This is a genomic window from Pseudomonas sp. MPR-R2A5 (assembly GCF_058793055.1).
The window spans coordinates 139519-150205 of sequence record NZ_JBXAFK010000011.1 but is presented as its reverse complement, the minus strand read 5'-3'; the positions used below and the strand labels follow the sequence as shown (position 1 = coordinate 150205).

General features: G+C 61.1%; 10 protein-coding genes and 1 pseudogene. 8 read left to right on the top strand and 3 right to left on the bottom strand.

The window, feature by feature from the left end:
- Positions 1–66 precede the first annotated feature (66 nt).
- A complete protein-coding gene (locus AC1Q6I_RS11330) occupies positions 67–492 on the bottom strand; it encodes a hypothetical protein (protein WP_102625562.1) in 426 nt (141 codons plus the stop codon).
- A 490-nt stretch (positions 493–982) separates the two neighbouring features.
- On the opposite strand from AC1Q6I_RS11330, the gene AC1Q6I_RS11325 reads away from it, so the two are divergent.
- The 8 genes from AC1Q6I_RS11325 to AC1Q6I_RS11290 all read left to right on the top strand — a co-directional run bounded on the left by AC1Q6I_RS11325 (position 983) and on the right by AC1Q6I_RS11290 (position 8659).
- Positions 983–1897, top strand: coding sequence for a DUF3577 domain-containing protein (locus AC1Q6I_RS11325; RefSeq protein WP_102625563.1), 915 nt, complete (start codon positions 983–985; stop codon positions 1895–1897).
- Positions 1898–2001: 104 nt separating this feature from the next.
- Entirely contained in the window at positions 2002–2643 is a 642-nt protein-coding gene (locus AC1Q6I_RS11320) for a DUF3275 family protein (RefSeq protein ID WP_102625564.1), read from the top strand.
- A gap of 93 nt (positions 2644–2736) precedes the next feature.
- Positions 2737–3384, top strand: coding sequence for a hypothetical protein (locus AC1Q6I_RS11315; protein WP_102625565.1), 648 nt, complete (start codon positions 2737–2739; stop codon positions 3382–3384).
- A gap of 57 nt (positions 3385–3441) precedes the next feature.
- The gene (locus AC1Q6I_RS11310) at positions 3442–4551 is read left to right on the top strand and encodes a DUF6094 domain-containing protein (protein ID WP_102625566.1); all 1110 of its coding nucleotides are present in this window, start codon (positions 3442–3444) and stop codon (positions 4549–4551) included.
- Between the two features lie 56 nt (positions 4552–4607).
- Positions 4608–4928, top strand: coding sequence for a methyltransferase (locus AC1Q6I_RS11305; protein ID WP_102625567.1), 321 nt, complete (start codon positions 4608–4610; stop codon positions 4926–4928).
- Between the two features lie 87 nt (positions 4929–5015).
- Positions 5016–5321 (top strand): hypothetical protein, encoded by a 306-nt coding sequence (locus AC1Q6I_RS11300; RefSeq protein ID WP_102625568.1) that lies wholly within the window; start codon positions 5016–5018, stop codon positions 5319–5321.
- An 87-nt stretch (positions 5322–5408) separates the two neighbouring features.
- A complete protein-coding gene (locus AC1Q6I_RS11295) occupies positions 5409–7682 on the top strand; it encodes a helicase-related protein (RefSeq protein WP_173903808.1) in 2274 nt (757 codons plus the stop codon).
- Positions 7683–8089: 407 nt separating this feature from the next.
- Positions 8090–8659, top strand: a complete 570-nt coding sequence (locus AC1Q6I_RS11290) for a nucleotidyltransferase family protein (protein WP_102625569.1) — start codon at positions 8090–8092, stop codon at positions 8657–8659.
- Between the two features lie 155 nt (positions 8660–8814).
- Here the strand turns inward: AC1Q6I_RS11290 and AC1Q6I_RS11285 are convergent.
- Both AC1Q6I_RS11285 and AC1Q6I_RS11280 read right to left on the bottom strand, forming a co-directional pair.
- A pseudogene (locus AC1Q6I_RS11285) lies at positions 8815–9318 on the bottom strand (XdhC family protein); the annotation flags it as partial.
- 15 nt (positions 9319–9333) lie between these two features.
- On the bottom strand, positions 9334–10674 hold the full coding sequence (locus AC1Q6I_RS11280) for a c-type cytochrome (RefSeq protein ID WP_102625570.1): 1341 nt from the start codon (positions 10672–10674) through the stop codon (positions 9334–9336).
- Between the last annotated feature and the right edge of the window lie 13 nt (positions 10675–10687).

The window sequence follows — 10687 nt, the reverse complement described above, 5'->3', positions numbered from 1 at the left end:
TTTTTTGATCATTTGGCGAGTTTAAAAGTTGCGCTAGGTGGTATGCCGGGGAAATACATGGCTACTTCAGACCATCCTTAGGCGATAGTCAAGGCTTTCATCGTAATGTTTACTCGTCAGCGACTTAACTAAAACTTCTACTTCGCTGCCGTTGGCTACGCACTTTGAAGCCTTACTCGCTATCAGTTCTGTGTAGTTTTTTCCGGACAGCACAAAGTTTACAACCCTTCGATTAAGAGAGGTGGTAACAGCGTATGCCCGGCCATAGTCAAATCGATGATCTACGACTTTTTCCACCGTAAGCATTAGAAGCTCTTTTTCTAGATCAAGGAAATTCCCTAAAACAAGATCGTATTTTTCCTCGATGCTTAATGCTGCAGCCAGAGTACTCCTAGCATTAACTATCTCTGTATATTCACCCTCACTAATCTCTAGCTCCGGCCACTTTCCAAGTGCCGCGACTTTCAAAAAGTAATTTTTTTGCTCATCCATGTGTACGACTCCCACCTAGACTATTGAGATGTGATTGCTGCCACTCCAGCTAGAACGTACAAGGTCTGGCCTTTGCTGGCTGAAAGCAGCTTAATCAGAGTGCTGCTTTGGGTCGACTTCGATCAGTCACGACCGACTAAAAGAACACTATAAATAGACACCGACGATCCCTTCTCCTGCTATTGCGGATGCTGACGAATAAGGTCACCGGCAGTTGCCGATTCCCTCTGGCCGGGGGATTCGCGTAGCGCCAGGCTCCCCTCATGTTCCGCTGACATCGTCAGCGACATGCCAGGCAGCTCCGGTCTTCAAGGCTGCCCACGGTTTCCCCCGTGTGACCGACCCCGTTCGCACCGCATCCCCCGCGCGAACGACCACTGGCTTGCCGGTGGTGGATGCAGATGTTCCTCAACCCATCGCGGGGTTACGCACCTCCCCGCATTGGGTCGGTGTGTCTCCGTGTTCTTGTTCCCAAGTCAGGAGATCCACCATGACCAGCACTACTTCCAACCAGAAGTCGTACTTCGACATCCACACCTCCGGCATCGGTTACATCCAGCGTGTCCGTGAGGTTCAAGGAAAGGCCGGACGTAAAGGCCCTCCATCCCTTTGGTGTACCGTCGCAGCGCTCGTCGGGCCTGCAACAAACCCGTTCAAGCGCTACTTCGACGTGCGGGTTTCCGGTGCCGAAGCCAAGAAACTCGTCCAGCCCTACGTCGGCATCGATGATCACCAGCAACGGCCGCTGGTTCGTTTCCGCCTCGGCGACCTATGGGTCGATCCGTTCATCCGTCCCAGCGGCGAGCATAAAGGCAAGGCCGCTGCCAGTCTCAAGGCACGCCTGCTGATCGCCGAGTTGATCGACCGCACCGAGCTGGCTCAGGTCGAGCAGTATGAGCTGATCACCCACGGTATCGGCTACCTGAGAGATCCCAAGGACGTCCCCCGGACGGCTGGCGGTTCGCTCCTGTCGTGCTGCATCGCAGCGCTGACCGGCCCGGTCGACGTTCCCACTGGAGAGCAGCGGGAATACCGCTACATCAACACCACCGTCACCAATGCGGCGGCCCAGGAGCTGGTACGCCTCTGCGTCCTGCCCGTTGAAGCCAAACAGAAGGTGCTGATTGCCTTCAGGCTCAACGACATGCAAGCCAGTCCGTACATCCTTAAGCAAGGCGAGAAGGCAGGCCAAGCGGCGGCCTCACTGGAATCCGAGCTCATCCATATCGGCCTTATCAAGGTCGATGGCAAGCAGGTCCACCCGCAGGAGTCCGAGGCTCCCGCCACCGAAGGCGCACCTGCGCCCGAAGAAACGGTTATCGCCGAAGACGACAGTGAGCATCCGCAACCCAGTGTCCCCGTGCAAACGCCTGTCGAGGAGCCCGCTCGGGCGGCTTCGTTCTAGTCCTTCAAGGTCCATCTCTGGGCTTTCCATCCGCTCAGGCAGGCCACCTGGTTCCCGACCAGGTGGCCGCCTCTCGTCATCCTATCCGCACAAGGAGAAACACCATGGACTCCACAGCCGCCCCCAAGGCAGCTTCTCCCATCATCGTTCCTGGGCAACTCACACTGCGTACGATCCGCGGCCGCAACGGCCCGTTCACGGTCGGTCGCCTCACTACGCACCTCGGTGTGTTCGAGGTGAAGGACGCGGAACTGGAGCAATACCCTGAAGGCAAGTACGACGGGGAATTCGTCATCCGGTACATCTACCCGAAGGCCTATCCCACGGGCGGCGGCATGCGCTTCGAGATTCGCGCCAGCCTGGATGGCATGACTCTTTCGGGCATCGACAAGCTGAGTCGCGACGAAGCGCGCGTATTTGCCTCCCAGGACGTCGATCCGCTCGATGAAGAGCTGGGCACGCAACCGCAGGCAACACCCACTGTGGCACCGGACCCAGAACCTGCCACCGTGCAGGCAGTTGATACCACAGCGCCCGCCGCTACGGTCGCTGCCCCCAGCCCCCCCGACAGCGACGATGCTGCATTGTTCGGCCTGCTGTGGCCACTGGGCGAGTCGGTAAAACTGGACTCGACCATCGACCGCCGCACGCTGCGCCTGCAGATCGCACGCCTGGGTGTACTGGGCTACGCGCTCGACTTCAAGTCACAGCAATGGAACCAGCAGCCTGACCAACAAGCTGCGTGATCGTCATCGCCGCATCCGCGGTGTTTCATCCCTGACGGGGCAGCCACTGCCCTTGCGGGTGGTGCTGCCCCTCCGTTCATCGAGGACACCATCATGCCTGCACCAACCTCCCAGCAAAGCTTGTACCGCATCGACGAATGCAGCGACCTGATGGCCGATGCCTGCGTCTGCAGCGACCAGGGCGACCTGACCTTCCTCTCGGTCTGGGCGCGGGACACCGCGATCCAGCAGTTCCTGGCCCGGCTGACCCTGGGTCGAGACGAGGATGGGCTGGATCAGTTCCATCTCACCACTGAGCAAGGGGGCTCCGTCCCCGCTTTCATCGGGACGGCCGAGCGCCTGGAAAAGCGGCTGACGCGCGCTTATCGACGCACGCTGTTCGGCTCTATGGTCAATCTGTGGCTGTTCGACCGCCGCTGCATCCGGCCCGACAAGAGCACGGCCAGCGCTCTGGCGCTGCTGCCGCGTGCGGTGGTCGACCCAACGCCGCGCCTGTGGCGACTGGTCAAGGACACGTGCCCGTTGCCATTGCTGGATCACTGGCAAACGCCGGTGCTGGAACTGCTGCGCGAGCGCGACATGCTCCAGAACCTGCCTGTCGCCCTTGGGCCACTGCAGGGCTTTCGCCTGGGACTGGACGTTCCGCTACTCACCGACGCGCTGGGCGATCTCATCCGCGACAGCGTTCTCACGGCATATCCGTATCCGGCCCGGATCTGGACACCGCAAGCGGTGGCCTGATCGTTCCACGGCAAGCACGCCCGCACCTTCATTCATCACCGCCGACAGGAGAATCCCATGGCACTCATGTTCCCCCGGCTCGCCCGAAATTTCGTCAAGGCGGGGTACTTCCCTACAGACGAAGACACACTCGAAAGAACACTCAGCGCACTGACCCCCAGCAATGGGCCGATGTGCATTCTCGATCCTTGCGCTGGCGAAGGCGTTGCCATTGCGGAAGCCGCGCATGCCCTCGGGCGTGATCAGATCACCGCCTATGCGGTGGAGTACGACCAGGAACGCGCCAACCATGCGCGGCTGCTGGTCGATCACTGCATCCAAGGTGACTTGATGGATGCGTTTATCGCGCGGCAGAGCTTCGGCCTGCTGTGGCTCAACCCGCCCTACGGCGATCTCGCCAGAGACGCCAACGGCAACATGGGCTACGAGGGCAAAGGCCGCGCCAGGCTGGAAAAACTGTTCTACCAGAAGACCCTGCCGCTGCTGCAGTACGACGGCATCATTGTCTTCATCGTGCCTTCCTACGTGCTCGATCAGGAACTGGTCGGCTGGCTCACGCGGCACTTCGCCGACCTATGCATCTACCGAGCGGTAGATACGCAGTTCAAGCAGGTTGTCGTGTTCGGCCGCCGAACCCGCCAGCGCGAGCTGGTGGGCGACGACGTGAAATCCATCCGCACCCGGCTGCTGCAAATCGGGCAAGGCGAACTCGACGCGGAAGAACTTCCAGCCGAGTGGCCGTTACTCCCCTATGTCGTCCCCGCCGCACTGAGCGAGCCCGAGCACTTCTACCGCATCAGCATGGAGCCGGCGCAGTTCGCCGAAGAAGTGCAGCGCCTGCAGGGCCTGTGGCCATCGTTCGAGACCCATCTCGGTGCCTCGCAGCAGTCCTTGCGTGCCCCGGCGCGCGCCCTGTCCCACTGGCACCTGGCGCTGGCCCTCGCGGCCGGCGCGATCTCTGGTGTCGTGCAGTCCAAGAGCGGTCGAATCCTGGCCGTCAAGGGCGACACCCACAAGCAGAAAAGCACCAGCACGGAATACCGCGAGCGCGACGATGGCTCCATCGCTGAAACACGCACTCTCACGGACAAGTTCGTGCCGGTGATTCGCGCCTGGGACCTCTCCCCAGGCTCAGCAACGCTGGGTCGAATCATCACCATCCACTGATCCCCATAGGGCGGTTCGCCGTCCCGCTGTTTTCATCCCACAGAAGGAGCAACGCCATGTTTCCACGTTTCCGCAAGCGGCCTGCGCCGCAGGCACAACCGTTGTTCGCCCTCGGCTCGTTGCAGCTGAGCGAGAAAGTGTACTGGCTAGCCAGCAAAAGCCTTATCGACCCCCTGCCCTACGTCCAGCGCCATCTGGCTGGCGATTGGGGCGACGTCGGCGAGGCCGAGCAGCAGGCCAACACAGTGGCTCTCGATCAGGACGCGCCCATACGTTCTCGCTACCGGATCACGCCACACCTGTGTCTGCTCGTGATCACCAGCGATGACCATCGCACAACCGCCGTTCAACTGCCCGAGGAAAGCCACCTGGCCTAACGGCACGCAATCGTCTTCACCCACCCACTCGGGGCATGGCCCCCGACAGGGGCCATGTTCTTAGCACTCCACAAAAGGAGCACGCCCATGGCACCACAACCTCCCACCGGCAACCGCCGTTCCTTGCTGTTCGCGATAGGCGCATTGATTTTCAGCCCCGGCATCGACCGCGTGATGCGGGAAGGCCGCCTCGATCCTCTGCCGTACTTCCAGCGCCATAGCCGTGGCGATTGGGGGGACATCACCGATACGCAGTGGCAAGCGAACAACGCCGCCCTGCAATCCGGTGACCGACTCGAATCCTCCTACACGGTTCATCGTGAACTGAGCATCTGCATCTTCACCGAAGCAGACCGCAGCGCAACCCATATCGTGCTGACGTCCGAGCGCTGATTCGGCCGTCACCGATTTCTCTCATCCCACGGGGCATGTCACCGCCCCTTGGGGGAGGTGCATGCCCATGTTCTTTGGAGCATCACTATGTCCCTCGATGTTGAAACCATCCCCGATACCGCCGTGCAGGGTGACCTGCTCGAAGCTGCGGAATCTCCCCTTTCGCTCAGCCTGCAAGACTTCGTGTCCGAGTTCGGCGACGAACTGCTCGACTCTCTCAACCGCGCCAACCCTCCGGTCTACGCCGGCCAGGCACAGGTACATCGGCAAATCATCGTCGCCAGCCTCAAGCGGCAGTTGTTCGCGGCGCAAGCAGAAGTGGTCCATGCCGTCGCCGAGCTGTTGATCGACCGTGGAGAACGCGCGGCGATCGTCAATGGCGAGATGGGCTGCGGCAAGACCACGGTAGGTATTGCCACCGCCGCCGTGCTCAATGCCGAAGGTTATCGCCGCACCCTGGTACTCTCGCCGCCGCATCTTGTCTACAAGTGGCGGCGGGAAATTCAGGAGACGGTTGCCGGTGCCAAAGTCTGGGTACTCAACGGCCCGGACACGCTGGTCAAGTTGCTGAAACTGCGCGAGCAGTTGGGCGTATCACCACAGGGTCAGGAGTTCTTCGTCCTGGGGCGCGTGCGCATGCGGCTGGGTTTTCACTGGAAGCCAATCTTCACCCGGCACCGCACTCGTCACGGCGAAGTGGGCACATGTCCCGACTGCGGCCAGGTCATCACCGACCTGGACGGCGAGCCGATCAACCCGGTTGAACTCGAAGCCGAGGAATACCGCCGCAAGTGCAGCCACTGCAATGCACCGCTGTGGACGCTGATCCGTCCTAGGGGCTTGTCCGCAAGCGACCAGTCCTCCGCTGTCCTCAAAGCCTTGAAGCGCATCCCGACCATCGGGGAAGTCACCGCGCAGAAGCTCATGAAGCGCTTCGGCGATGGCTTCCTGGCCTCGATGTTGGGAGACAACGTGCATGAGTTCATCAACCTCATGGACGGCAACGGCGAGCTGGTCTTTTCCGACCGCCAGGCGACCCGGATGGAGAGGGCGATGGCGAACATGGAATTCGGCTTCGGCGAGGGCGGCTACCAACCGTCCGAGTTCATCAAGAGGCAGCTTCCCCAAGGCACGTTCGACCTGCTCATCGCGGATGAAGCGCATGAGTACAAGAACGGCGGTTCTGCACAGGGCCAGGCGATGGGGGTGTTGGCGGCCAAGGCGCGCAAGACGCTGCTGCTCACCGGCACGCTGATGGGCGGCTACGGCGATGACCTGTTCTACCTGCTGTTCCGCGCCTTGCCTGGGCGGATGATCGAGGACGGCTACCGGCCGACCAAGAACGGCAGCATGACCTCAGCCGCCATGGCGTTCATGCGCGATCACGGTGTCTTGAAGGACATCTATTCCGAGAGCACCGGCACGGCGCACAAGACCGCCAAGGGCAGCAAGATATCGGTGCGCACGGTCAAGGCTCCCGGTTTCGGTCCTAAAGGCGTGCTGCGCTGCGTCTTGCCGTTCACAGTGTTCCTCAAGCTGAAGGACATCGGTGGCAACGTCCTGCCACCTTACGACGAGGAATTCCGCGAGGTCGCCATGGATGACGAGCAGGCCTCCGCCTATCGCAACCTGTCGTCGCGGCTGAGCCAGGAACTGAAACAGGCCCTGGCGAGACGAGACACGACGTTGCTGGGCGTGGTTCTCAATGTGTTGTTGGCCTGGCCGGATACGTGCTTCCGGGCGGAGACCGTCACGCATCCGCGCACGCGCGAGCTGCTCGCGTTCGTCGCCTCCCAGTTCAACGAACTGGAGGTGATGCCCAAGGAGCGCGAGCTGATCGAGATCTGCAGACAGGAGAAGGCGGAAGGCCGCAAGACCCTGGTCTACAGCGTCTACACCGGCACACGCGATACGACATCCAGGCTCAAGCTGTTGCTTGAGCAGGAAGGCTTCAAGGTGGCGGTACTGCGGGCAAGCGTGGATGCCTCTCGCCGTGAGGACTGGATTGCCGAGCAGCTGGATCACGGCATCGACGTGCTGATCACCAATCCCGAACTGGTGAAAACCGGCTTGGATTTGCTGGAGTTCCCAACGATTGTCTTCATGCAGTCGGGCTACAACGTGTATTCGCTTCAACAGGCCGCGCGCCGCTCCTGGCGTATCGGCCAGAAGCTAGCGGTCAAGGTGATCTACCTGGGCTATGCGGCCACCTCGCAGATGACTTGCCTGGCGCTGATGGCCAGAAAGATCATGGTGTCGCAGAGCACGTCGGGAGACGTGCCCGAATCAGGGCTCGATGTCCTGAACCAGGACGGCGACTCAGTAGAAGTAGCTTTGGCACGACAACTCGTTGCGGCCTGATCCATGTGTCCATGCCGGTAGCCTTCGGGCTGCCGGCTCTTTCGCGACAGAGCAACAACCGGCCAGAAGCAGACGCCCAGAATCCGAACGCAAAGCTGTCTTTCGTAGTAAATTTTTGACCGATTCTGTTGAAAAAGTCGGCACCTTGTGAACTGACTGCTGACAGCGCCTTTTTTGCGCGCAGCTACGCAAAATCTGAGTCAGGGAATACTCTGCTCAAAGTAAAGATTTCAATCTCAAGCGCGTATTTTTCTGCCGTGGAAACCATGGCCGACCTTTTCAACAGAATCGACCGATAGTTGCCGGTGGTGATCGTCTACTTCCGGCCAGAAGATTACGTTTCTCCTAGACCGAGGTAGCTTGGGGTCAATTACTGATATTGTGGGTCGTTTACTAAGGAGCGTTCAATGACTTCAATCGCAGGTCTTGTCCTTGCTGCCGGTTTTGCTACTCGGTTTGGCAGTGACAAGCGATGTGCCTTATTGAAGAACGGGCTCACCTTATTGGGTTCGACTGTTGCCACGGTGCGTGCTCATGTTCCGAGTATCTGGCTCGTACTGCGCCCCTCAGATGATGCCGATACGTTGGGGGTTGCTCCGTCTGTGAACGTTGTTCGAAGCAAGTCCGCCACACTGGGTCTGGGCCACAGTCTGGCAAGCGGCATAACAGCCATCACCAGTAGTTCGGATGCCGATGCGGTGGCTATCTTTCTAGGTGACATGCCTTGGATAGCCGGTGACAGCCTTGAGCGGCTATTGGCGGCGGCCGCTGCTGATCGGATCGTCCAGCCGCTGTACCAGGGCCAGCCCGGTCATCCGGTTATTTTCGGTCGCCGGTTCTGGCCCGAGCTGCTGCAACTGAGCGGCGACGTGGGAGCCAGGGCCGTGCTGCAGGCTCACCCCGATACCGTGCACCGCATCGCGGTGGACGACCCCGGTGTCATCCAGGATGTGGATACCCCGGGTGCGCTGCGCTGAGAACAACGCTCAGGCGCAGCGTTGTACGTCGTTGCGCGTCTTAGCCTGAGTGATGGAGAACTCACCCGGCAGTGCCACAGCATTCTTCGCCGCCAATACCTCGGCCATCACGCTGACGGCGATCTCCGGCGGTGTCTTGCTGCCGATGTAGATGCGCGATACCCAGGGCCCAGGGTGCTGCTCAGGCGCTGGCCGTCGAAGCTGAACAGGTCGGGCGTCGCGGTATTTTCCAGGCTGACCTGGCCAGTGCTCAGGTCCAGCTGGCGGCGTACCAGTTGCCCTGCATCCAGGCGCACCAGCAGCTCCTCAAGGGCTTCCACGGCCGGCATAAATTCCAGCACCAGCTCCAGGGTGCCGCCGCATGGCAGGCCAAAACGATGCGCCTCGTCGGCGCTCACGCCGTAGCGAACCAGCTCGGGCACTTGCTGCGGCAGCCCCGCTGCGCCGTAGGCGGTGGTGTAACGGTGGATAAGGTCATCTTCGATACAGCCGCCGGACACACTGCCCACTACCCGCCCATCGTTACGCAGCGCCATCATCGAGCCCACCGGGCGTGGCGACGACCCCCAGGTACGCGCCACTGTCACCAGCAATACGCGCTCGCCGGCCTGTAACCAGTCGCGGGCGGTGCGCAGCACCAACAGATCAATGCTTTCCATCAAGCCTCCCGTGACTCAGCGCATATGCAAAACGATCGGCGTCGGGCTGGCCGGGTCGGTATGTTCGCGCAGTTTGGCCACCGCTTGCGACTTCACCTCGCCACCCCGGTTACCCCAGGTGCTGCGCACAAACGACAGCACCTCGGCGATCTGCTGGTCCGACAGTTGCCCACGCAGCGCTGGCATGCGGTAGGCGTCCGGCACCCCGGCTGTGACCACCCGCAACGAGCCGTTGAGGGTGATATTGATCGCCGAGTCTGGCTCGCTGGTCAGCGCCGATGTGGCGCCCGCCAGCGGCGGTATCCAGGGAGCCTGGCCCTTGCCGTCCTGGCCATGGCAGGACGCGCATTGGGTCAGGTACAGCTGGCCGCCAGGGCGGGTGAACGCCGAGGCATCGGCAGCCTGGTACTGCCAGGGCTGGCCATCGCGCTGCGGGTCGCCCAGCAGGGATTTCAGGTAATGGGCGATGGCGGCCAGATCGTCGTCGCTGAGAAATTGCGTGGAGTTGTTGAAGGCTTCGGTCATCGAACCAAACACCACCGCATGCTGGTTACGCCCGGCTTTCAGGAACTGGGCAATGTCGGCCTCGCTCCAGCGCCCGAGCCCGGTATTGGGGTCGTTGCGCAGGCTGGGGGCGTACCAGCCGTCGAGCAACGCACCGGCCAGGTATGGCGTGCCCTCCTCGCTCAAGGCTTTCTCGTTGAACACCAAGCCACGCGGCGTATGGCAACTGCCGCAATGGCCGGCGCCCTGAACCAGATAGGCGCCACGGTTCCACTGCGCGTTCTGCTGCGTTTGCTCGGCATAGGTACCCGGTTCGGTGAACAGCAGGTTCCACACGGCGATGGGCCAACGCATATTCAGCGGCCAGGGAATATCGCTCGGCGGATTAGGCTGCGCGACCGGTTTCACCCCCTGCATAAAGAACGCATACAGCGCCCGCACATCGTCGTCGCTCAACTTCGAGTACGAGGGATATGGCATGGCTGGATACAGCCGCCGCCCTTCTGGCGCGACGCCATGGCGCACTGCACGGTCGAAGTCAGCCAGGCTGTAACGACCAATGCCGGCTGTAGGGTCCGGAGTGACATTGGTGGCGTATATCGCCCCCAACGGCGTGGCCATTTTCAGCCCACCGGCAAAGGGCGCGCCTTCAGGCACGCTATGGCAGGCCACGCAATCACTAGCTCGTGCTACATACTCGCCACGCTGAATCAGCGTCGCATCGGCGCTGACGCTGGCTTTATCGAACGCCGACGTCGGTGTGCGAGTGCCGTACCAAACCAGCAGAATCAGCAGGACCAGCCCGGCCAATACCACTGCGCCGGCCATCTTGGTGTAAGACCGTGTGCTCATGGGTAGGTCTTCC

Coding starts and splice junctions, on each gene's coding strand:
- AC1Q6I_RS11330 (WP_102625562.1), bottom strand. CDS start 492: ATGGATGAGCAAAAAAATTACTTTTTGAAAGTCGCGGCACTTGGAAAG.
- AC1Q6I_RS11325 (WP_102625563.1), top strand. CDS start 983: ATGACCAGCACTACTTCCAACCAGAAGTCGTACTTCGACATCCACACC.
- AC1Q6I_RS11320 (WP_102625564.1), top strand. CDS start 2,002: ATGGACTCCACAGCCGCCCCCAAGGCAGCTTCTCCCATCATCGTTCCT.
- AC1Q6I_RS11315 (WP_102625565.1), top strand. CDS start 2,737: ATGCCTGCACCAACCTCCCAGCAAAGCTTGTACCGCATCGACGAATGC.
- AC1Q6I_RS11310 (WP_102625566.1), top strand. CDS start 3,442: ATGGCACTCATGTTCCCCCGGCTCGCCCGAAATTTCGTCAAGGCGGGG.
- AC1Q6I_RS11305 (WP_102625567.1), top strand. CDS start 4,608: ATGTTTCCACGTTTCCGCAAGCGGCCTGCGCCGCAGGCACAACCGTTG.
- AC1Q6I_RS11300 (WP_102625568.1), top strand. CDS start 5,016: ATGGCACCACAACCTCCCACCGGCAACCGCCGTTCCTTGCTGTTCGCG.
- AC1Q6I_RS11295 (WP_173903808.1), top strand. CDS start 5,409: ATGTCCCTCGATGTTGAAACCATCCCCGATACCGCCGTGCAGGGTGAC.
- AC1Q6I_RS11290 (WP_102625569.1), top strand. CDS start 8,090: ATGACTTCAATCGCAGGTCTTGTCCTTGCTGCCGGTTTTGCTACTCGG.
- AC1Q6I_RS11280 (WP_102625570.1), bottom strand. CDS start 10,674: ATGAGCACACGGTCTTACACCAAGATGGCCGGCGCAGTGGTATTGGCC.